The sequence below is a fragment of the Mycobacterium sp. D16R24 genome (assembly GCF_002013385.1).
Taxonomy (GTDB): domain Bacteria; phylum Actinomycetota; class Actinomycetes; order Mycobacteriales; family Mycobacteriaceae; genus Mycobacterium.
The window spans coordinates 24572-47508 of sequence record NZ_MAEV01000021.1 but is presented as its reverse complement, the minus strand read 5'-3'; the positions used below and the strand labels follow the sequence as shown (position 1 = coordinate 47508).

18 protein-coding genes are annotated in these 22937 nt (G+C 64.1%); 4 read left to right on the top strand and 14 right to left on the bottom strand.

Translation table 11 applies throughout. From position 1 onward, the window contains the following. Positions 1–84 precede the first annotated feature (84 nt). Positions 85–1065, bottom strand: coding sequence for an LLM class F420-dependent oxidoreductase (locus B4383_RS18495; RefSeq protein ID WP_078292846.1), 981 nt, complete (start codon positions 1063–1065; stop codon positions 85–87). Between the two features lie 22 nt (positions 1066–1087). After that, positions 1088–2569, bottom strand: a complete 1482-nt coding sequence (locus B4383_RS18490; RefSeq protein WP_078292800.1) for an FAD-dependent monooxygenase — start codon at positions 2567–2569, stop codon at positions 1088–1090. A gap of 65 nt (positions 2570–2634) precedes the next feature. Between B4383_RS18490 and B4383_RS18485 the strand changes: the two genes are divergently transcribed. Continuing rightward, positions 2635–3303: a TetR/AcrR family transcriptional regulator C-terminal domain-containing protein gene (locus tag B4383_RS18485; protein ID WP_078292801.1), complete on the top strand. Its 669-nt coding sequence runs from the start codon at positions 2635–2637 to the stop codon at positions 3301–3303. Here the strand turns inward: B4383_RS18485 and B4383_RS18480 are convergent. The 6 genes from B4383_RS18480 to B4383_RS18455 all read right to left on the bottom strand — a co-directional run bounded on the left by B4383_RS18480 (position 3230) and on the right by B4383_RS18455 (position 14324). Further along, positions 3230–6361, bottom strand: a complete 3132-nt coding sequence (locus B4383_RS18480) for an MMPL family transporter (RefSeq protein ID WP_078292802.1) — start codon at positions 6359–6361, stop codon at positions 3230–3232. The two genes, B4383_RS18485 and B4383_RS18480, sit on opposite strands and share 74 nt — an antisense overlap. A gap of 2 nt (positions 6362–6363) precedes the next feature. Next, complete coding sequence (locus B4383_RS18475) at positions 6364–7728, bottom strand: hypothetical protein (RefSeq protein ID WP_078292803.1); 1365 nt, start codon at positions 7726–7728, stop codon at positions 6364–6366. Next, positions 7725–8924, bottom strand: coding sequence for a serine hydrolase domain-containing protein (locus tag B4383_RS18470; protein ID WP_078292804.1), 1200 nt, complete (start codon positions 8922–8924; stop codon positions 7725–7727). The genes B4383_RS18475 and B4383_RS18470 overlap by 4 nt, the downstream gene beginning before the upstream one ends. 51 nt (positions 8925–8975) lie before the next feature. Continuing rightward, positions 8976–10367 (bottom strand): condensation domain-containing protein, encoded by a 1392-nt coding sequence (locus B4383_RS18465; protein WP_078292805.1) that lies wholly within the window; start codon positions 10365–10367, stop codon positions 8976–8978. A gap of 567 nt (positions 10368–10934) precedes the next feature. Beyond that, a complete protein-coding gene (locus tag B4383_RS18460) occupies positions 10935–13100 on the bottom strand; it encodes a 3-hydroxyacyl-CoA dehydrogenase NAD-binding domain-containing protein (protein WP_078292806.1) in 2166 nt (721 codons plus the stop codon). Positions 13101–13115: 15 nt separating this feature from the next. After that, complete coding sequence (locus B4383_RS18455) at positions 13116–14324, bottom strand: acetyl-CoA C-acetyltransferase (protein WP_078292807.1); 1209 nt, start codon at positions 14322–14324, stop codon at positions 13116–13118. Positions 14325–14507: 183 nt separating this feature from the next. Here B4383_RS18455 and B4383_RS26750 point away from each other — a divergent pair, with 183 nt between their 5' ends. From B4383_RS26750 to B4383_RS18440, 3 genes are all read left to right on the top strand, one after another. Beyond that, positions 14508–14990: a hypothetical protein gene (locus B4383_RS26750; protein WP_286154545.1), complete on the top strand. Its 483-nt coding sequence runs from the start codon at positions 14508–14510 to the stop codon at positions 14988–14990. A gap of 103 nt (positions 14991–15093) precedes the next feature. After that, on the top strand, positions 15094–15501 hold the full coding sequence (locus B4383_RS18445) for a hypothetical protein (RefSeq protein ID WP_078292808.1): 408 nt from the start codon (positions 15094–15096) through the stop codon (positions 15499–15501). A 54-nt stretch (positions 15502–15555) separates the two neighbouring features. Continuing rightward, positions 15556–16734, top strand: a complete 1179-nt coding sequence (locus B4383_RS18440) for a pyridoxal phosphate-dependent aminotransferase (RefSeq protein WP_078292809.1) — start codon at positions 15556–15558, stop codon at positions 16732–16734. Here B4383_RS18440 and B4383_RS18435 read toward each other — a convergent pair. From B4383_RS18435 to B4383_RS18410, 6 genes are all read right to left on the bottom strand, one after another. After that, on the bottom strand, positions 16723–17793 hold the full coding sequence (locus B4383_RS18435; RefSeq protein ID WP_078292810.1) for an alpha/beta hydrolase: 1071 nt from the start codon (positions 17791–17793) through the stop codon (positions 16723–16725). The two genes, B4383_RS18440 and B4383_RS18435, sit on opposite strands and share 12 nt — an antisense overlap. A 69-nt stretch (positions 17794–17862) precedes the next feature. Then, the gene (locus tag B4383_RS18430) at positions 17863–18954 is read right to left on the bottom strand and encodes a CaiB/BaiF CoA-transferase family protein (protein WP_078292811.1); all 1092 of its coding nucleotides are present in this window, start codon (positions 18952–18954) and stop codon (positions 17863–17865) included. Between the two features lie 43 nt (positions 18955–18997). Continuing rightward, positions 18998–20032 (bottom strand): hypothetical protein, encoded by a 1035-nt coding sequence (locus B4383_RS18425; protein WP_078292812.1) that lies wholly within the window; start codon positions 20030–20032, stop codon positions 18998–19000. After that, the gene (locus B4383_RS18420; RefSeq protein WP_078292813.1) at positions 20029–20793 is read right to left on the bottom strand and encodes a hypothetical protein; all 765 of its coding nucleotides are present in this window, start codon (positions 20791–20793) and stop codon (positions 20029–20031) included. The genes B4383_RS18425 and B4383_RS18420 overlap by 4 nt, the downstream gene beginning before the upstream one ends. Then, a complete protein-coding gene (locus B4383_RS18415) occupies positions 20790–21641 on the bottom strand; it encodes a hypothetical protein (RefSeq protein WP_286150679.1) in 852 nt (283 codons plus the stop codon). Before B4383_RS18415 ends, B4383_RS18420 begins: the two co-directional genes overlap by 4 nt. Positions 21642–21804: 163 nt before the next feature. Next, positions 21805–22791 carry a hypothetical protein gene (locus tag B4383_RS18410; protein WP_078292814.1) on the bottom strand — a complete coding sequence of 329 codons (987 nt, stop codon included), beginning with the start codon at positions 22789–22791 and terminating at the stop codon, positions 21805–21807. Between the last annotated feature and the right edge of the window lie 146 nt (positions 22792–22937).

Here is a 22937-nt window from a genome sequence, read left to right as displayed (position 1 = left end):
GTTGAATCAATTCACCAGGGCATTCGTTCAAGCGATATTCTCCGGCGATGAATCTGCAATAGACAGACTGACCAATCGACTCAACTATGAACTGCTGGCGACTATCTCGCGAACAAACAAGTCGATTCCAGAACGGTCATAGGCCGCTTCCGGGAAATTGCATATCGCATAGCCCAGCCCCAGCCGGCGGAACTCCGCCAAACGCTCCGCGATCTGTTCCGGGGTTCCCGCCGTTTCGGCAAGATTCCCGACCGTGACCTGGGCGACGTCCTCGCCGATGACCGGGACGAGCCGCGCCCTGATGGCCGCCAGCCGATCTGCCACCTCGGCGTCATCGGCTCCGATGACGATGTTCATGTTGGCGCTCCGGACAATGGCATCGAAGTCGGTGCCAATGTCTTTGCAGTGCGCTGCAAGCACTTTCGACTTGTGCTCGAATTCTTCGGGAGACTGCCCGAAGTTGGTGTACTGCGCATAGCGCGCCGCGATCTGCAATGTCACCTTCTCTCCGCCACCCGCGATCCACAGCGGAATTCCCTTGGACTGCAGGGGCTTGGGGGCGACGATGGCGTCATCGACCTGGTAATAGGTGCCGTCCAAAGAGACGCGCCCGTCGCGCCAGGCGTCACGCATGATGCGCACCCCTTCGCGCAGCCTGCCGAGACGCTCGGCGGCGCCCGGAAAGCCATAGCCATATGCGCGCCACTCGTGCTCGTACCAGCCGCCGCCGATGCCCATCTGGGTGCGCCCGCCGGAGATGATGTCCACTGTCGCGGCGATCTTGGCCAGGTACACCGGGTTTCGGTATCCCACGGCCGTACACATCTGCCCCAGTTTGATTCGCGAGGTCACGGCCGCGAAGGCGGACATCAGCGTCCACGCCTCATGGGTCGCCTCGTCGGTGGGCACCGGCACGGTATGGAAGTGGTCGTAGACCCATACCGAGTCCCACGGACCGTCCTCCGCGTAGCGGACCAGATCGCGCATGGCGGTCCATTGATCCTCGGGTGCGATGCCTACCAAATCCAGGCGCCAGCCCTGCGGGATGAAGACTCCGAACTCCAGCGTCTCGGCCACCCGCGCAACATTACGCCGGGACGGGCGATCCCACCCATTGGGTGAGGGCCTCGACAAGGCCGGCGTCGGAACCCTCGCCCACCCAGGCGACATACCCGTCGGGGCGCACCAGCACCGCATCCGGTGCCGTCACCTCGCCCAGCACCGGAAGATCCCATGCACCTGAGTATTTCGCGTCCACCAGCTGAACTCGGTCGGCCCATCCATCGAGGCGCAGACTCTGCGACTCTCCGAAGTTGAACAGCACTGGGCGGGCCGTGTGCAGGTATGGGTAGACGCGCGTCGGCCCCTCTGCGGTCACCACGTCGAGGTCCGGCATGCGGCGACCCAGCAGTGGATGCGCTGTGCCCTGATGCCTACCGACCTCATAGTGGATATCTAGGCCGCTCATCATGCCGGCGATGCGCTTGCGCGGTTCTTCCATGGCCAGCAGATCGGACACGATGTCACGCAACGCATCGATCCGCGGGCTCGCCTCAGACAGCGGGGTCTGGGCCATGGTGTTGTGCAGCACCCGTTCCGCCACCGGGTGGCGCTCGGAGTGATAAGTGTCCAGCAGTGCGTCCGGGGCCTCTCCCTTGATCACCGCGGCAAGCTTCCACCCCAGGTTCACCGCATCCTGGACACCGGTGTTGAGTCCTTGTCCGCCGAACGGGAAGTGGATATGGGCGGAATCGCCCGCCAGGAACAGGCGCCGGTCACGGTACCGGTCGGCCTGGCGAGTCATATCGGAGAACCGGGACATCCAGCGTGGACTGTGCAAACCGAAATCCGTGCCCGCGATGGCGATGAGCGCTTCCTTCGCCTCCTCCAGGGTCGGTTCGGTTCCGAGCCGGGAGAGGTCGGTACTGAAGACCAGTCGGCACCACCCCTCCTCAAACGGCAGAATGGCCAGGAAGGCCTGACCGGGCTTGCGCAGCAGCCCGAACTCGAGCGGTTGCTCAGTGATCTCGGCATCGACCAGCATCGCCGAGCAGGACGGGTCATGGCCGGGAAACCCGATCCCCGCGATCTTGCGGATGGCGCTGCGTCCGCCATCGCATCCGATGAGGTACTGCCCGCGCATCGCACGCTCGTCGGCAAGCGCCACGTCCACACCGGAGTCGTCCTGGGTGAATCCGACCACCTCGGCGTTGTAATAGATCGGTACCCCGAGTTCCGCGATCCAGGCCGCCAGCGTCTTCTCGGTGTAATGCTGAAGCAGACCCAGTGCGTACGGGTGACGGGTGGGGAAGTCCTCGATGCTCATGAAAATGCCTGAAAAGTGCGTCACCTGGCCGGTCATCCCCTGGGAGAGAAACCTCTCGGCGATCCCTCGCTGATCGAACACCTCGATCGTGCGTGAATGCACTCCCGCCGCACGAGATCCCACCTCCTCGTGACTGTCCCGACGTTCCAACACCGCAACGTCGACACCGGCGAGGGCCAGCTCACCCGCCAGCATGAGTCCGGTCGGGCCTCCGCCCGCGACGACCACTGCATGCTCGGTCATAGTGCTCCTTAACGTCGTTATTGGCATTGACTCCACAATTACTTTAACGCTGTTAAGGTGTCAATGTGATTTTGAATCGCGAAACCATCGCGCGGGCCGGCCTGGCCTTGCTGGACCGCCACGGCTCCGAGAACTTGACCATGCGGTCCGTCGCGGCTGCCCTGGACGTTCAGGCACCTGCGCTCTATTGGCATGTGAAGAACCGGCGTGACCTTGTCGACGCGATGGCCGACGAGATGTTCGGCGATGCCGTGAAGAACTTCGATCTATCGACGCCCGAGTGGGATCAATTCCTCGCCGGGGCCGCGCGCGTACTGCGTCGCGAAATGCTGCGGTATCACCAGGGGGCCAGGATTCTCGCCGGCACGGCCACTGCGCGCGCGGCCGATATCACCGAACCCATGCTCAACGTGATGATGAAGGCCGGGTTCACCCTGCGTGACGCCGCGCGCCTGACACCGACGATCTTTCACTACACCATCGGATTTACCATTGAACAGCAGACTCGCGACGGCTTCGAGTATCCGGAATCGAATCCCTACAGCGAGGAGAACCTGCGAGAGCACGTCGACCTGATCGCGCATCCCATGGTGGCACAGGCGTTTTCCGAGCTCTACCAGCCCGACTTCGACGCCGACTTCGAGGACGGACTCGCGATCATCATCGACGGCCTGCGAGCTCGGCTTCGCGGGAAACGGAAATCAGCGGCTCCTCGAGTAACGGATCGCCGCTAGGACAATCGGCCTCGTCCACTTCGGCAGACGCCACATCCCGAACATCGGCCTTCGACCGCGAAAAATGTTTCTGGAACCAGGGTTCCACGATCGCCGACGGCCACCAGTTGGCCTGCCCACACAGCACCACCAAAGCGGGAATGGTGATGGTGCGCACCAGGAAGGTATCCAGGAGCAGACCCATCCCGATGATGAAGCCCGCCTCGACCATCGACTGCAGGTTGCCGATCAGCAAGCCGAACATCGACGCCGCGAAAATCACTCCGGCAGAGGTGATCACACCTCCGGTCGACTTGACCGTCTTGATGACCCCGGAGCGGATGCCGTCGGGCGACTCGTCGCGAATGCGCGAGATGAACAACAGATTGTAGTCCGCGCCCACCGCGACCAGCACAATGAACGCCATGCCCGGCACACTCCAACTCAGCGGCTGTCCACCGATGAACTGGAATGCGATCACCCCGATGCCCACCGCCGAGGCATACGAAATGATCACCGAGCCAATGAGATACAGCGGTGCGACGATCGCCCGCAGCAGCGCCACGAGGATCAGCAACACCACGATGACCGTCAGCACGATGATGAACCGCAAGTCGTGGTTGTAGTAGTTGCGGATGTCGTTGTACATCGCCGACAACCCGGCCATCGAGATGGACGCATCGGACAGCGTCGTGTTGGGTTGTGCGCTGTGCGCCGCATCCTGGATGGCACGGACCTGATCCATCGCTTCGGGACTGAACGGATTCAGGTTGCTCTGCACCAGATAGCGCACCGCATGCCCGTCGGCCGAAACGAACGCTGCCGCAGCGGTCTTGAAGGAATCTTGAGTGAGCACTTGCTGCGGTATGTAGAAGCCGGACATCGATCCGGGGGCCGCATCACGCTTGGCGGCGACCAAGAGCGTTGAGGCATCGCCCAACTGGCCGCCCATCTGCTTGGTCTGGTCCACCAACATCTGCACACCTTCAGCCAGCTGTGCGCTGCCATCGGCCAGCGAGTTGACTCCGGTCAGGACTTCGGCGAACTTCTGCTGAATGCCGTAGGAGTCGGAAAGACCCAACCGCCGCAGGTTCGTGTCGATGGCGTTCAGCGCGGTGCGCAGCCGGGCAATGGTCGAGCTGATCTGTTTGTCATTGTCGACGGACTTCAACTCACGGCCGAGCTCGACAATTCTGTCCCTGGTGCCATCCTGTTTGGTCTCCAGGAACTTGTTCATCTCATCTCGCGAGGAGCGGCACGCGGGGTCCATCTCGCAGGCCGGGTTGCCGACCAACACACGTGCGACGGGTTCGATCCAGCCGTACACCTCACTGGCACCCTCGGCGTTGGCCTCAATGGCATCGCCGAGGGAATGCATGCTGGTGACCAGCTTGTCCACCGAGTCCAGATCGGCGAGGGTGCCCGTCCTCCCACTGCCACGCAGCTGGGCCAGCACCTCGACCAGTGCGCGCGCAGTGCCCAACGAGTTCTTCACCGAGTCGCGGACCTCACCGAGCTTGTCGGCCAACGTGTGTCCACCAGCGGCGAGCTTGTCCAAGTCCCTGGCGCGGGCATCGATCAGGTTCGACGCATCGCCCAGCTTCCCGCCAACCTCACCGGCCTGGTAAGAGAGCTTGGCCTCCTCCAGCGGTTCACCCGTGGGCCGGGTGATACCGCGCACCTTGTCGACACCGGGCACCTGGCTCACCCGCGCGGCCATCTGCTCCAGGTCGGCCAGCCCGCGCGGGGTGCGCAGATCATGAGGCGACTTGATGTAGAGGTATTGCGGCAGCGTTGAATTCACCGGGAAGTGCTTCTCGATCGCGGCGTAACCCTGATTACTATCGGCCCAGGAGGGCAGGTTCTTGCGGTCGTCGTATCCGAACTTCACCATCGCCCCGCAGGTGGCGAGGATGATCAGAATGACCAGGCTGACCGCCAGATGCGTACCCGGACGTTTGACGATGTTGATTCCCGAGCGGTGCCAAATCTTGTTGGCGTAAGCCTTTCTCGGTTTCACCCAGCCGCGGCGCCCCACCAGGATCAGCACCGCCGGCAGGAAGGTCACCGATGCCACGAATGCGATCAGGATGGACACGCTCAGCGCCGGACCGATGGTGGACAGGATCCCCAGCTTGGTAAAGCCCATACCCAGGAAGGTCACCGCCACCGTCGCCGCCGATGCCGCGACCACCTTGCCGATGGATTCCAGCGCAGCGGTCACCGCACTGTCGGAATCCATACCCTGTTTGACGTATTCGTGATATCGGCTGATGAGGAAGACCGCGTAGTCGACACCCGCACCCATCATCATCGCGGTCATGAATGTCAGCGTCTGATTCGAGATACTCAGACCCATCTGCGCCAGTCCCCCGACGGCCGCCTGGGCGATGCCCAGCGAGACACCCACCACGATGAGCGGCAGCATCATCGTCACCGGATTGCGGTAGACGATCAGCAAGATAAGCAGAACCAAAGCAGCCGTGGTTATTTCGACCTTGTGCAGGTCGCGCTCTCCCACCACCGTCAAATCGCCGACGGTGGCGGTCGGCCCCGTCGTAAAGGCGTTCAGCGTGGTGCCCGCGGTGGCGTCCTTGATGATCTTGAGGGCCCCCACATACGCCTTACCGGATTCGGGGGTGGCAAGCTCGCCCTGCAACCCCACCGGCAGGTACCACGCCTTGCCATCGGTGCTCGACATCATCTCGCGCAGCATCGGTTTGGTGATGAAGTCCTGCACCATGCTCACATCGCGAGTGTCTTCACGCATTCGCGCCGCGAGAACCCGGTAGGTCTGTTCGTCGGCGGGTGTCAGCCCGTTCTCGTTGGTGAGGACGATCAGCAGGATGTTCTGCGCACCGGACTCCCGGAACGACTCGACCATCTGCCGCGTGGTCTCCATGACGGGAGCATCCTTGGGCAGCAGATCGACCGGGTGGTCCTCGATGGCCTTCTGCAGCGAGGGCGCCGTGAGCGCCAAAATGGCAGCCAGGCCGATCCATACCCCGATGACGGCGACAGGGGCCTTCCGGACGATCCGAGCGATCAGTCCGTAGATACCACCTGTGTTGTCCGCCACGACTACTCGATCACCCCGTGCATACCGAAATCGTCGAGCGTCTCGGTCAGCAAGCTGGTCAGATCGGCGCGTGTCTCGATCACACCGGGCTGGTACGCGACAACGGCCAGGAAGATCCTTTCGTTGACTCTCCCCGATGCGACGAAGAGCTGCCCGTAGGTGCTCAGCACCTTGTCCGGCCGCACCCGCTGCTCGGCTAGTCTGCAGTAGGCGTAATCGGCGTGGGTCCCGTCCGGGCGATTCACATCGGGGTCCAGCGGCCCGACATTCGAGCACCCCACCGGATAGTCACCGTATTCCAGTGCCACATCGGCCAATCGGCGCGCGGCAGCCTTGGGGATGAACGGAGTCAGCGGCAACAGCGCCCACTTTTCGTCGGGTGCGTCCTGCAGACCGGAGAGCACCTCTTTAGTGGCACTGCGGATTCCGCGTAGATCGGTGGTCAGATCCGCCGGATCTACCGCGAACATCACCGAGGTCATGGCGTTGGCACGATAATCACCATCAGTACGCTCATTGACGGGCATGGAGAGAGTCACCCGGCCGTCCGGGCCGAGCCTGCCCACCTTGAGGGCGAGCTGAGCGGCGAACGCACTGACTAGCGAGTTACTGGTACCGCCACGACCACGCGCGTGTGTGTCCCAGTGGGTTTCGTCCAGATACACGGTCACCGCCGGGATCTGTTCGATACGCACCTCGGCCGCGGGCCGGCCCGCGTGTTTGATGTCCTGGCGCCTCGCGCTCAACATCTTGGTGGCCTTACGGAAGGCCCGTGCGGTCTCGGGCAGGTCACGCCTGGTACGCCGCAAGTCTTCCCGCACGCTACGCAATCGCTTGCGTGCCCGTGGTGTCTCGTAGCCCAGCGGGACTGCCGCATCGTTGACCGCATCGGCGATGGCCCGGCACATGCCCACGCCGTCGGCGATGCTGTGCGAGACCACCAGGCTCACCGCGGTGGCACCATCGGTGAACCGGGTGACGCCAAGTCGCCAGGACGGACCGTGCTCGGGATCGATGGGGAGCTGGGCATGCCGGTGCACCCAATCCTGCAGTTCGGCCCGCGGTAGTGGCGCAAGCTCGACGTCGATGGGATGGCACGCCGGATCGAGCACCCAGCGATGACGGCCAAAAGGCACCCGGGAACGTTCGATCCGGCGGCCGAACAATCCCTGGCCGAGGCTGGCATGGAATCTGCGCAACCGGTCGGCGTCGACATCGCGTTCGTACACCCACACCATCTGTCCCAGCGTGGACAGCTCGGTGGCACGCAGCCCCAGGAAGGATGCCTGATCGACGAAATCCAAATGAGAGATCGGCAGGGTTGTGGTGCGCGGCGGGGCGTGCACCTCCGGAATCGTCGCCGTCACAGCGACTCTCCCGCCGGCGACACCCCCAACGTGCTGTAGAGCTCATTGATCAGACGCACGCTACGTGGATCGGCATCAGCCTTGGTCACATCGAACTGGTTCATCACGTACGAGTAGCCGATGCGGTGCTCCAGGTCGACGAAGGCGTACGAACCACCAGACCCCCCGTGCCCGAACGTCTTCTGGTTGGGCCCGGCATAGCAGCGCTGGTTGAGCATGTAGCCCAGTCCCCATCCGTGGTTGGCAACCCGGGGGCCCAGCACGACATCGGGATCGAACCCGCCCTGCGACACCCGCACCACATCCATGTGGTCGTAGCTGAGCAGCTTGCCGAGCGCCATCGCGTTGTAGAAGGTGGCCAGACCCAGCGCCGAAACGTGGGCATTGGTCCCGGGGAACTCCAGCGCCCGCCACAGGGCAATGTCCTTACGGGCGATCTCGTCGTCGGGGATGAAATCACCCGAGATAAGCGGGCCCGCCAGCGGGTGGTCACTCATGCAGTCGAATTCGCCGGGAGCACCGCGGAATACGTCGCGCAGGTACGGCTTGTTGATCAACTCCGCGCACCGGTGGTGCTCACTGTGCGGCAGTCCGACATGTACGTCGAGTCCGTACGGCTCGGCGATCTCGGTACGCAGGAACTGCCCGAGCGTCTGACCGGTGGTCCGGCGGACGACCTCACCCAGGATGAAACCGAACGTCGCCATGTGGTAACCCTGCGCGGTTCCAGGCTCCCACCACGGCGTCGCCCTCGCGATGTGCTCGCACACCTCGTCCCAGTTGGCGGCCTGCTCCGGCGTCAGCCGGGTGCGCGGTCCGATCACGCCCGACCGATGCCCGAGCACCATGGCCAGCGTGATGGATTCCTTACCGGCCTGGCCGAATTCGGGCCAGTACCGCGCGACCGGCGCATGCAGATCCAGCACGCCCCGCTCGACGAGCATATGAACGCAGGTGCTCATCAATCCCTTGGTCCCGGAGTAGACCGGCGCCAAGGTGTCCTCAGTCCAGGGACGCGTGCGCGCCTCATCGGCCCAGCCCGCCCACAGATTGACGACGAGTTCACCGTCGACCCAGATCGCGACCGCGGCGCCCAGCTCGTCGTTCTCCAGGAAATTCAGTGCGAATGCGCGCCGGACATTGTCGAAATCTGGCGAGTTGGTTCCATTCACCGCGATGTCAAGGCTTGTGCTCATGACAATCCCAACCTTTCACTGCTGCTCGAGTGCGGCCGCGATGCCGCGGTTTCAGGAAACGAACTGTGACTGCGCGACGCGCTGGTAAATCATGCGGGCCACTTCGAGATAGCGCGACACAGATTCACGGGCGACGGCGTTGTCAGGGAACGAGATCGTCAGGTTGGTTTCGTTCTCAAACCTGTTGACCCACATGCACACCTGATCGGAAGAACGGCTGTCCCCGTAGATTCCGCCGTTAATACGATCCCATTCGGCACTGACCGGGATCTTGCGCGCGTCCAAGAAGGACACCATCGGGACCACGTAGTCCGGGGCGGTCAGCCCCGACTCCGGACCCGCGAGCTCCAATGCACGCTCAAAGGGAACCTTGGCCAGCGGCTGGCATTCGTCGAACGACTTCTGCGCGGACCGCGCGACCCGCGCGAAGGAAGCCTCCGACAGGTCGACCACGAAGGGAATGAAGCTCGCATACCAACCCACCGACATCTGCTCCTCGGCAGTGCTGCGCGTGTCATACGGGGTGATGCCATAGAAGGCATCGGCGCCGGTGAGTTCGCGGTCGATCAATGCGGTACACGCGAATACCCCACCACTGAAGCGCACGCCCGCCTGTTCACAAGCCATTTCGAACGCCACCGTCTCCTCGGCGTCCAGTAGAGGAGCAGCGACCATGCCACCGACGTGCGGCACGAAGCGGTCGCCGAGCGGCAGAACGAAGTCCGGCAGAGTGCCGCCGTTGTCCCGCGCGTACCGCAGCCAGGTCTGCACCTCGAAGGAGTCCAAGGTCATGGCCTGGTTGTGCGCACGTTCACGGGCGGAGAAATCCAGATAACCCGCGGGAGGTGGAAGCTGCAGTGCCGACCCGTGCACCAGGCTGGCGTACATCAACTGGATCTCGACGTAGATGATCCCCGTCGACATGCCGTCGGTATGCAGATGATCGACGCTGATGTACACCGTGAAGTGGTCCGCGCGCTGAATCACCCCAAAGGTGAAGCAGTCCCACGAGAGCGGAGTGCCCGACGTGCGCAGCAGGTGCGCACGGATCTCATCGGGCCCCTGCAGCCCATGATCCTGCGGCACGAAGTCGATGGTCTCCGGATCCTCGATCGCGTGCCGGACGATGTTGTCAGCCGTGTCGAATTCAAACCATGAGTGGTAGGTGTCGTGCCGACGCAGGTGCGCGTTGATCGCCGCGGTCATCGCATCGATATCGCAGACGCCGGGGACGTCCCACGATCCGATGCCCAACCGTGCCATCTCGCGGTCCTGGCGGGCCAGATCCCGGTATGAGCGCACATGCTGGGCTTGTTGATAGCTCGGCGGGACCATGCTGGCGGGGGCCTGCGCAGCGACCTGGCGGGCGCGTGGCGAAGCACTCCAGGAGATGACGGTTCCCGGCTTGGGGCGCCAATCGTGGATCGTTCCGAGTGCAACCATCGTCCCTATCCCTGCTCAGCGATCTTGAATACGAGCCGAACCAAATTCGACCTACCTGCCACAATGCGAGCGGCAAAGACATTACTCATTGCGGGTAGCGTAGCGAACAAATATCTCGCAAAGGTACGTTCCATCAAAGAAATAGCGAGTGAACTGTGGGTAACGTTGCGTTACCCCTCGTCACAGCAACTTCTCGAAAGTCTTACGGTAAACCAATGCCAGCAAATATAACTACCGTATCGAAATACCCCATGACCAGGCAATTCATATCTGGCTACGCGAAGTACCAATAACTATGTTTGTAGTGCCACCAGAGAACCTACGTGATGACCCACAAATTCTGTGGGCTACCACCCTTGGCTACCCACGTTGTGGCGTACGCCACGCGGCGTGGGCGATATTTCTGACTGCCATCTCTAAAACTACCGAATTCGCTAGGGGTTCAACGGTTGTTGACACCGAGCCGGGTACGTCGGCACCCGAATCTCACGAAAAATTTGGCCCCACAACGCACCTCAGCCGCCCACCCCGAAGGGTGAGCGGCTGAGGTTATTGTCGAACCCTGTCTTATGCGTCCAGGAGCGATGCGGGCGGGTTGAATCGGTCACCGTACTTGGCGGCCAATTCCTTTGCGCGAGCTACGAACCCGGCTGTGCCCTTGAGGCCCTTACCATCATGGCTCTCGTACCCGACGATGTACTGGTGCACGCCGCCGGTCCAGGGCGGGAAGCCGATGCCGAAGATCGACCCGATGTTGGCGTCGGCGGTCGAGGTCAACACGCCCTCGTCGAAGCACTTCTGCGTTTCGATGGCCTCCGCGAACAACATGCGCTCGATGAGGTCCTGCAGCGGCGGGTTGGCCGCGTCGGATCCCGGGCGGGTGTTGAACGTCGTGCGCAGGCCGGGCCACAGCTCGGTGCGCTTGCCGTCCACATAGTCGTAGAAACCAGCGCCACCCAGACGGCCCGGACGGCCCGCCTCGACCAGCGTGTCGATGACACGGCCCGCCGGATCGTCCGGCAGTTCCTTGCCCTCAGCCTTGGCGGCCTCGACGGTCTCCTTACGAATCTTCTGCATCAGCGTCAGGTTCAGCTCATCCGACAGCTGAAGCGGCGGAGCCGGGTATCCGGCCTGGCTGCCGGCCTGCTCGATGGTCGAGGGCTCGATGCCCTCGGCCAGCATCGCGACGGCCTCGTTGACGAAGGTGCCGATGACACGTGAGGTGAAGAAGCCACGGCTGTCGTTGACGACGATCGGAGTCTTCTTGATGGCCAGCACGTAGTCGAACACCCGGGCCAGCGCCTCGTCAGAGGTCTTCTCACCGCGGATGATTTCCACCAGCGGCATCTTGTCGACCGGCGAGAAGAAGTGGATACCGATGAAGTCTTCCTGACGCTTCACACCCGCCGCCAGACCCGTGATGGGCAGGGTGGAGGTGTTGGAGCCGAGGAGCGCGTTGGGCTCGACGATGTCCTCGATCTCCTGGAACACCTTGTGCTTGAGCTCGGTGTTCTCGAAGACCGCCTCGACCACGAAGTCGACTCCTGCCAGATCGGCAGGATCGGCGGTCGGGGTGATCTTGGCCAGCAGCGCCGCCGACTTCTCCGCGGTGGTCTTGCCACGCGAAAGAGCCTTCTCCTCAATCTTTTCCGAGTAGGCCTTGCCCTTTTGAGCCGCCTCCAGCGAAACGTCCTTCAGGACGACGTCATAGCCGGCCTTGGCCGAGACGTACGCGATACCGGCACCCATCATGCCCGCACCCAGCACACCGATCTTCTTGATCTCCCGCTTGGCGATGCCGTCCGGGCGTGATCCGCCGCCGTTGATGGTCTGCAGGTCGAAGAAGAACGCCTGCGTCATGTTCTTGGCGACCTGGCCGGTGGTCAGGCTGGTGAAGTAGCGGCTCTCGATACGGCTGGCCGTATCGAAGTCCACCTGGGCACCCTCGACCGCTGCGGCCAGGATGGCCCGCGGGGCCGGCATCGGCGCGCCCTTGAGCTGCTTCTTCAGGTTCGACGGGAACGACGGCAGGATGGCCGCCAACGCCGGGGTGGCCGGGGTGCCGCCAGGAATCTTGTAGCCCTTGACATCCCAGCGCTGCACGGCCTCGGGGTTGGCCTTGACCCATGCCTTAGCGGCGGGGATCAAATCAGACAGCTCGACCACTTCATCCACGAGGCCGACTTCCTTGGCCTTGGTCGGGTTGAAGCGGGTGCCCTGCGCCAGCACGGTGACGAAGCCGTTCTGGATGCCGAGCATGCGGGTAACCCGGGTAACACCGCCGCCGCCGGGCAGCAGACCCAGCGATACCTCGGGCAGACCGATCTGAGATCCCTTGACATCGGCGGCAATCCGGTAATGGGTGGCCAGCGCGATCTCCAGGCCACCGCCGAGGGCGGCGCCGTTGATGGCTGCCACGACCGGGCGACCGAAGGTCTCCAGCGTGCGCAGGTCCTTCTTGATCTCCTCGACCTCGTTGAAGGCCTCCTGGGCGTTCTCGGGCTGGATCTGGATGATCTTGGTGAGGTCACCACCGGCGAAGAAGGTCTTCTTGGCGCTGGTGATCACCACGCCGGTGATCGAATCCTTCTCTTCCACAAGGCGCTTGACGGCCGCGGCCATCGACTGCTTGTAGTCGTCATTCATCACGTTGGCCGAGCCGTTGGGGTCGTCCAGGGTAAGGGTGACGATGCCGTCGGCATCCTTTTCCCACTGAATTGTGTTTGCGCTCATTGGTTCTGGTTCTCCCTACACTCGCTCGATGATGGTGGCAATGCCCATGCCGCCGCCCACGCACAGCGTGATGAGGGCGCGCTTGAGGCCGCGGCGTTCTAGCTCGTCGACCATGGTTCCGGTGATCATCGCGCCGGTGGCACCCAGCGGGTGCCCCATGGCGATGGCGCCGCCGTTGACGTTGAGCTTCTCGTCCGGGATGTTCAGGTCCTTCTGGAACTTGAGGACCACGGAGGCGAACGCCTCGTTGAGCTCGAACAGATCGATGTCGTCCACGGTCAGGCCGGCGCGATCGAGCGCCTTCTTGGCTGCCGGGGTCGGGCCGGTCAGCATGATGAGCGGTTCGGCACCGGTGATCGCTGTGGAGATAACGCGTGCCCGCGGGGTCAGACCCTGCGACTTACCGGCTTCTTCGGAGCCCACCAGCACCAGAGCGGCGCCGTCGACGATGCCCGAGCTGTTGCCACCGGTGTGCACGTGGTTGATCTTCTCGACGTAGTGGTACTTGATGCGCGCCACGTCGTCGAACCCGCCCAGTGCGGCCAGGCCCTCGAAGGCCGGCTTCAGCTTGCCCAGATCCGCGGCGGTGGTGCCGGGACGCATGTGCTCGTCGTGGTCCAGGATGAGCAGACCGTTCTGATCCTTCACCGGCACCACGGACTTGGCGAAGTAGCCGCCGGACCACGCAGCTGCGGCACGGTCCTGCGAGCGGGCAGCGTAGGCGTCGACGTCGTCACGGGTGAAGCCCTCAATGGTGGCGATCAGGTCGGCACCGATGCCCTGCGGCACGAAGGACACGTCGTAGTTGGTGGCCGGGTCCGAGGCCCAGGCACCGCCATCGCTGCCCATCGGGACGCGTGACATGGCCTCCACACCACCGGCCAGCACCAGGTCGTCCCAACCGGAACGGACCTTCTGGGCCGCGATATTGACGGCTTCCAGGCCGGAGGCGCAGAAGCGGTTGAGCTGCACGCCGCCGACGGTGTCGGGCAGGCCCGCGGCCAGCACCACGGTGCGGGCAATGTCGCCGCCCTGGTCGCCGACCGGCGAGACCACGCCGAGCACGACGTCGCTGATCAGGTTCTCGTCCAGGTCGGGGAAGCGGCGGCGGAGCTCCTCGACAAGCCCGACCACCAGGTTCAGCGGCTTGACCTCGTTGAGGGCGCCGCCGCGCTGCTTGCCGCGCGGCGTGCGGATGGCCTCGTAGATGAATGCTTCAGTCATGGGTATACGTCCTTATAGGGGGTGCGTATGGGGCATGTGGTGCAAGCGCCGCGGCCTGTGAATCCGGGTTGACTCCGGGTCAGTTTCGCCGAGACAGCCTTACGTTAGACCAGGGTGGCGTCCCCATGGTAAGCAGCCCTCCCAACCCGTTGGTTGGGAATATGGTGCCGGTAGGCTCACAGTGTGCTGTGGACTCGGTCGTTGTCGATAAGACGCGTGCTCATCGGGTCTATTGCGATGCTGACGATATTCGCCATGTGGTGGGCGTGGGACTGGGACAATGGTCGTCGCGTTCCATGGCATCATCGCGACCCTCAGTCGCCACCATCCGCGTTCACCGATCGCACCCCGCTACCCAGCTGCGGGTCGTACACCTTCGGCTTTCGTGATCACGCGGTGCCTGCCACACAACGCGATTGCATGAACAGCGGCAAAAACTCGGGCAGAGGCGCCGAGCTGAAGATCGTCCAGCCCACGATCGAGGGAGATCCCGTCACCACCTACTACCGCGTGCTCTCCCCAGAGCAGAGGGTCGAGGTCTTTGTGGACCACAGCGGGGACCAGTTCAGCAATTTCGGCTGGAGTCATTTCTTCTGCTGGACCACACCCATCGACTACTCGCCAGACCCCAGCTGCCCCGACCCCAAACTGCAGCCCGACCGGTAACCCCTGGGGTCAGACCCCAGAGGAATAGGCGCTTTGCGGTGCTTTTCGACGAGATTTCACCGAAATCTTCCGCGATCGACCCAAAGGCGACAAGTCTGGAGCGATGCTCAAAAGACTCTGCACCTCGTCGGTAATCCTGGCTGCCATCGCGGCAGGATGTCCGCCGCTGGCGCAGGCTGAGCCGGAACCGCTCAGCCCCGACATCGCGTTCGAGCAACGACCGGCGCTGCACAACTGCGGCAGGCTGCGCATGCTGCCGCCGTCACACGAGATCCCACCGAACTATCTGGACTGCATGCGCCAGGCCCGCGCCGCAGGCACCGGCGCCGAACTGGTGACCACGATCGCGAACTTCTTTCTCGAGGACACCACCACGTACTACCGGGTGTATGGCGCGGACCGGGACGTAGAGGTCTTCGTGGACAGCCATGACCGAGGCAATCCGGGCCTCAGTCATTACTTCTGCCCCATCCCCGACACCGACCTGTCCTTCGAACCGCCCAGCTGCTAAATCCGGCGGTAGGCTGCCCGGCATGAAGCCGGGTAACACCGAAGACGGATCAGCGTGAACCCGAAGACCGTCAACCGGTTGCGCCCTTTCGGCGCAACGATCTTCGCCGAAATGTCGGCGCTCGCGGTCCGCCACGACGCGATCAATCTGGGCCAGGGATTCCCCGATGAAGACGGCCCCGCGTCCATGCTCGACGCGGCGCAGCAGGCCATCCGTTCCGGGCTCAACCAATATCCACCGGGGCTCGGCACCCCCGAGCTGCGCCGGGCCATCGCCGCCGATCGGCTCGCCCGGTACGGCGAGGAGCTCGATCCGGATACACAGGTTCTGGTGACCGTCGGAGCCACCGAGGCGATCGCGGGTGCCCTCCTGGGCCTCGTCGAGCCGGGCTCCGAGGTCATTCTGATTGAGCCGTACTACGACTCGTATGCGGCCGCGGTGGCTATGGCGGGCGCCATTCGTGTCCCGGTACCGCTTGTCCCCGACGGTGCGGGCTTCGCCCTGGATACCCACGCGCTCGCGGCCGCTATCACCCCCCGGACCGCGGCACTGGTCGTCAATTCCCCGCACAACCCGACGGGCAAGGTGTTCACCGACGCCGAGCTGGCACGGGTGGCCGCGCTCGCGGTCGAGCACGATCTGCTGGTCATTTCCGATGAGGTGTATGAGCGGCTGCTCTTCGATGGGCGCACGCAGACCCCGATGGCCAGCCTGCCCGGGATGGCCGATCGCACGGTCACGATCTCCAGCGCCGCCAAGACCTTCAACTGCACCGGCTGGAAGATCGGCTGGGCTTGTGGCTCAGCGGAATTGGTCGCGGGCGTGCGCGCCGCCAAGCAGTTCCTTACCTACGTCGGCGGTGCACCTTTTCAGCCCGCGGTGGCGGTGGCCCTGGACACCGAACAGACCTGGGTAAAGAACCTGCGAGAGTCATTGCAGCGCAGGCGCGATCGTCTCTCCGAGGCACTCACCGGCTTGGGGTTCGAGGTGCACAGTAGTGAGGGCGGGTACTTCGTCTGCGCGGATCCGCGGCCGCTGGGGTTCAGCGACAGCGCCGAGCTCTGTCGGCGCCTACCGGAAACCGTTGGGGTGGCCGCGGTTCCGGTAAGCGCCTTCTGCGATCCCAATACCGGAACAGCCGATCAGTGGAATCACCTGGTGCGGTTCACCTTCGCCAAACGCGACGCGGTGATCGACGAGGCGATATCCCGCCTGGCGCGACTAGGAGGTTAGGCCCGCCGCGACCGTGTCTGGACGCTGCCGCGCCTTGGCCAGCCCCGGCAGGATCTTGATGAACTCGGTGATCTCCCCCACCGCGCGACGGGCGTCCGGGTTGGTCGCCGCGAACACCTGAAACACGTGAATCGCGCGGTCAAAGATCTGCAACCGCACCGGAACCCCTGCTGCGACAAGACGTTCCGCGAACAGTTCAGAGTCGGGCCGTAGCGCCTCCTGCGAACCCACCTGCAGCAGAAACGGGCCCAGTCCGGCCAGGTCGGCGTCGGCCGGGCACGCTCCCGGCTCGCGCGCGCCATTGCGCAGCAGGAACACGTCGTTGATCATCTTTAGGAAGTTCACTGGGAACATGGCATCGCCAACACGTTTGACGGCTGCGTATTTCGGCTCCATATCATTGTTGGTTGCCGGTGAGATGAGCACACACCCCGCAGGCGGCCGCAAGCCCTGATCCCGCACCGCAATAGCGATCATGGCCGCCAGGAATCCACCGGCCGAATCACCCGCGAGCACGATGTTGTCCGGATCGACACCCTGACTCAGCACGTAGCGGTACGCATCGACGCCGTCGGCGACGGCATCTTCGACCAGATTGCGCGGGCACAACCGGTAACCCACGCTCAGCGCCCGCGCACCGGAGTCACGCGCGATATGGCTCACCAACGGCCGATGGCTGTTGATCCCCAACGCGATGAACGCCGACCCGTGGAAGTAGATCACCACCGGGGCGTCTGGCCCCGGCTCATTCTTGGCGTTCCACGTCCATTCAGCCTCGCAATTCGGCAGCTGAACATGCTCGGTGCGGGTTCCGGACACGCCCGGCACCCAGCCCATGAGACGTTCCAGTCCGTCGTATCGCCGGGTCAACAGGGCATCCGGGAACCGACGGTTGACGGCCAGCATCAGCCGGGTCAACGCGTAGAGGCCCGGCTTGCCCACCGCCTTGAACAGGTACGTCTCGGCCACCGAATGCCAATTGGCCTTCCCCATCCACTCCGGCCCCGCATAGGTAACGGCGGCCAGCCGGGATTCCGCGGCATGTCGGGCGCTGGTCATCGAGCCTCCTCGTAGCGTCATTGCTTTGGAGCAGACTATCAGTACCTAGTACTAGCAATCTCGGCTAAATCACCAGCCGATATCGGAGAGCTCGGTCGTGTCCTTCGGCGGCGCCTCGATGGGCCCACTGGGCGTCCGCGAGAAGCGCGGGGCCGGCGCGGCCTGCGTCACTCCGTTAACGTCGACGATGGTGCCGCGCTCGCGCAGATGCCCGTTCTGCTTGGCCTCGCCCCAGGTGAGCACCGGTGACACACAGGCGTCGGTGCCGATGAAGATCTCAGTCCACTCATCGCGGGTCTTGGTCTTGAACGCGTCATCGAACATCTTGCGCATCTCGGGGTAGCGCGCCTTGTCGAGCTGGAACGGAACGCTCTCGGGATCCAGTCCCAGGCCCTGGACCAGGATCGCGAAGAACTGCGGCTCGATCGATCCCACCGCCATGTATTTGCCGTCGGAGGTCTCATAGGTGCCGTAGAACGGCGCGCCGCCGTCCAGCAGACCAGACTCACGCTCATCGAACAGCAGGCCGTTGTTGTACATCGTCCACTGCATCTGAGCCAGCTGGCTGACGCCGTCGACCATCGCACCATCGATGACCTGTCCTGTGCCCGACTTCTCACGCTCGTACAGCGCGGCCAGGACGCCCTGTACCAAAAGCATTGAGCCACCGCCGAAGTCGGCGACCAAGTTCATCGGCGGCATCGGCGGGCGGTCCTTGTAGCCCATCGAGCCCAGGGCGCCGGTCAGCGACAGGTAGTTGATGTCGTGGCCCGCGCGGTCGGCCATCGGGCCGTGCTGGCCCCAGCCCGTCATCCGGGCGAAGATAAGCCGTGGGTTGCGCGTGGCGCACTGCTCGGGGCCGATCCCGATGCGCTCGCACACACCGGGCCGGAACGGGTCCAGCAGGACATCGGCCTTGTCGACGAGCGCGAGCAGCCCCTCAGGGTCCTTCTTGACGTCCAGGTTGACCAGGCGCTTGCCGCGGTGGAAGAGATCGGTCTCCTCAGCGGGGATCGCAAGCCCGCCCGGACGACGGACCCGGATGACGTCTGCCCCCAAGTCGGACAACATCATCGCCGCGTGGGGCCCGGGGCCGATGCCACCGAGCTCGATCACCTTTACGCCCGCAAGGGGGCCTGTCTTGACGCCAGTGTCAGCCATGGGGGTCACCCTAACCAGTCAACCCGTTGGTTGGGAAGTGTGGCTAGAGCGACGAGGAGATAGCCGGTGACGAGGTTTGCACGGGCGCCGGGGCCGGTGTGGGGGTCGGGAAGTTGGGGATCACCGGTCGCGACGTGCTCGGTGCCGCCGGAGCATCCGACGCCGGTGGCGGCGCGGGCGGCGGCGTGAACTCGTATGCGGGCAGCGGGGCCGGTGGTGGATCGTCGTCACCCTCACGCCAATGCGTCGCGCGGTACAGGTCGATCACCTTGCCCAGATCGTGCAGCCGCAGCGCCGGTGGTCGGCCCCCACGCGCATCCCGAATGCGCTGCGCCTCCCAGGCGACGAGGCATTGCGCCGTCGGCGTGTTATACAGGCTTTCCAGAAAGGGCGTCAACGCCTTTGCGAGGTCACCCTCGGCCTTGAGCACGTCGTTCCGGTACGGGCCGTAGTACGGCAGGATCGCTTCGAGGACACGCACCATGACGGTCTGGAATCGGGTGACGAACTGGTCGATCGCCCACGGGTGCCGGGAGAGCAGCGGAGAGATACGCGCCAGTACGGGTCCCATCATCTTCAGGATCGGTTCATAGGCCGTCGCCGGCGCGAACGCCTCCGAGGAGAACACGCCCGCTGCCGGCGCCACGTCGATCAGCGAGGCCAATCCACCCTGCTCGTCCAGGCCAGGTGCCGGCCAGCCGAAGGGGCACGGCTGAGCGACGGAGATCGGAAGCCCACGGTCGGTCACCGACGGCAGGGCGCCAAATGGTCCCGCGGCCTGCCCCGGTGGATGCGAGGGCACCTGGGGACGCGGTAGCGGCGCGATCAATTGCGGCCCCGGCGGCGGCACCGGGATCGGGATAGCGCCTTCGGGAATCGATCCGTCACGGTTCACGATCTGATACCCGACGATGGGCGCGCGCGCAGGCGAATACGACAGCTGGGTAATGGCGGCCACGCTGCCGATCACGGTAATGGCGGCGAATGTCCTTACCGCAATGCCGAATACGCGTTCCTTCGTGGGCCTCCGCTGCACGGAAGCGAGCGGAGCCGTCTCGTCTTCGGGGGTCGGACTCATCGGTCTTTCACCACGCCTTCGAGGTGCCAGACCCCCGTGAAGCTGTTGAACGGACCACCCACGATGAGACTGGTCCAATCGAGCGTGAACCGCTTGGTGTCCTTGTCGTATGTACCGGTGGCCTTGAGACTTTCGCCGTCCACGGAATCGCGGCCGACCCAGCGCCCCGCGACGAACTCCCACACCTGCTTGGCACGTGCCTCACCCGGAATTTGCGCCTGCTCTTTGGGTTTCGGCTTGGGCGCACCCTGATTGAACTCCTGGCGGTTCCACGAAGCGGCCCACGCGGACACATCAGCCGAGATCTTGTCGCCCGACACCGTGGCCGAAGGCGCCAAGAGTTCGCGTTGCGTCTGCGGGTCGATCTTATTGGTGGAAATGCCGAATTCAATGTTGAAGAACTTCGTCGGCTGGGTTACCCGGGACGCCAGGGAGTAGCCGGTGGCCTCATCAAACGCGGGATTCGGCTCACCCTGATAGTCGCCCAGGACCAGCCCGCCATCGGTGCCCGGCGCGAGCAGGGTTGCAGCCCCCTGCGGTACAGGAGAATTGGCATTCGGCATGAAGGGGCCCTCTTGGGGGTTGCCGCCCGGTTGCACCATCTTGAACCAGGTGCCGCTGAGCGTATTCCCGTCGATCGTGCCGGGCTGCAGGGCCAGCAGCCCGGTGAGCGGGGACCCGGCCGGCTTCTCCGACCCACAGGCCGGAGCCGTCACCAGCACCGCTGCCGCCAGCGCCGCACAAAGAGTGCTGCGCATCATCGTTTTCTGGGCCACCGTGCGGCTCCTTTCACGTCAATAGCGGCAGCGGCCGCCAGTACACCGGGCACGAGGAAGAACCACCCGAAATAGTCGAATGATCGGAATCCGATCGGGGCGGTGATCCGATCGAGCGCCACCACCCTGCCGAAGTTGTCCACGTTGTCGGCCATCACTCCGATCAGCGAGGCGAAATCCGCTGTCATGGGCTGCCATTGGGAAACGAAGGCGTCAATACCCGGAACTGCGCGGGCCGGATCATGCTGTCGCAGATCTCCCAGGAACTGGGTGTCCAATTCTCCTTCCGCCGCGACCAGCACCACAAAATGCCGTTGCACCGCCGCCACCCGCTCGTGGGTCATGATCGGAGTGAACGCGTCAATGAGCTGGGCACCCGCCGGGGCGCGTGAAAAAAGTCCGTCCGCGCATGGCACAGCGACCAGCACCGCCGCCGCGATGACCGCGAGAATCCTTGCCCCGAACACATTTTCGCCGTCGCGGGTTCGCCGAAGGCCCCACACACCCGCACCGAGCAGAACCAGCCCCGGCACCGCCAGCAGAAACGGCAACACGTCGAACGGACCCACGGCGCGTAACTGCCCGTAGTTGTTCACCTGACCATCGACCGCATCAAGCAGACCGTTCATATCCTGTCGAATCGACGGGTACTGCGCGACAAAGACATCCATTCGCTCGTAGCGCCCACCCGCGACCGACTGAGTCGCCTGCACGTCGGTACGAGCGGCGTCGACGGTGTCGAGGTAACCGCGAAACTTGGCGAGCACCTCCGACGACACAAAGGGGCGGAACTCTGTGAGCATCTGCTGACCGCCCGCGGCACGTGTGAACATCCCGGTGACCACCGGCGATACGAACAGCAGCACACCAAGGACGATGAGCGCAACAAACGGCCAGCGGGGTCCGGGGGCCGGTCCGGCCTCAGCGACGACGGCTTCCTCACCGACGATATCGGCATAGGAAGGCAGGGCCGACTGAGATGTCTGAGCCAACCGCTCAGCGCCCACGGCTAAAGATCCGCTCCCCCACCACAAACAGGACTCCGCCACCGATGGCCACGAACACCAGCAGTGCGATGACCCACGGCGGAGTTATCGTGCGCGGGTTGTCATCAACGGGCAGCGCGATGAGCTGTTGGCCGGCCGACAGCGATGGCGGTACCGCTAGCTGTTGACCAGCTTGCACAACAACCTGCCCAGGGGCCGCCGGCGCGGCCACGGCGGGCGGTGCATCCGCCGCAGGTGGGGCACCCGGCGGCGGAGGGGGTGGCGGTTCGGCCACTGCGGCGCCACCGGCGCCGCCCCCAACCTTGCCGACCAGGTGCCACAGCCCAGTGAAGTCGTTGAACGGACCGCCTACGATCTGGCTGGTCCACTCAACGATGAAGGCTCCGGTATCGCTGTCATAGGTGCCGGTCACCGGCGTCGTCTTGCCGGGAAATGCGCCACCGGGTTTCGGCGATCCCTGGTTGAACACCTGGTTGTTCCAGGTCACGCCGAAAGCGCTGAGATCGCCGCCGAGCTTGTTGCCACTCACTGTGATCTGCGGCGTGGCGGTGCCCTGACCGGTCTGCGGGTCGGTCTGGTTGGACGCGGTGGCAAACCCCACGCCGTAGAACTTGACCGGCTGGGTAATACTGCCGGACAACGCATTTCCGTTTCCGTCGAATGCGTTGCCGGGCTGCGGCTGATACTCGCCCGACTTCAGGCCACCGTCGGTACCCGGCGCCAGCAGGGTGACCGTGTTATCCGAGCACGTCGAATCACCGTTGGCCAGGTAGGGCCCGGACGCGTCACCGGCGGGCAAGATCATGCGGAAATAGGAGCCCGTGGCCCGACCCTCCGCGCAGCTTCCGGGCGCCAACGCGAACAGGCCGTTGAGCGGCGTCGCTGTATCGGCCACCGCCGGATAGGCGGCAGGCGACATCGCCGCGGCTGCCACAACGAGGGCGATCGTCGCGCGGCGGGTGAGATGCTTAATCATCGGTGTCCTATTGCAGGCTTATTGCACTGTTGCTCTGACCCGTAGCACGAGCTGGGAACGGCGCAAACGTATGAAGGTCCCGACCACGCGTCAATGGCAACGTCCAGCAAACGACATCCCGCCTGGTGGCGTTCCCGCAGGTGGTG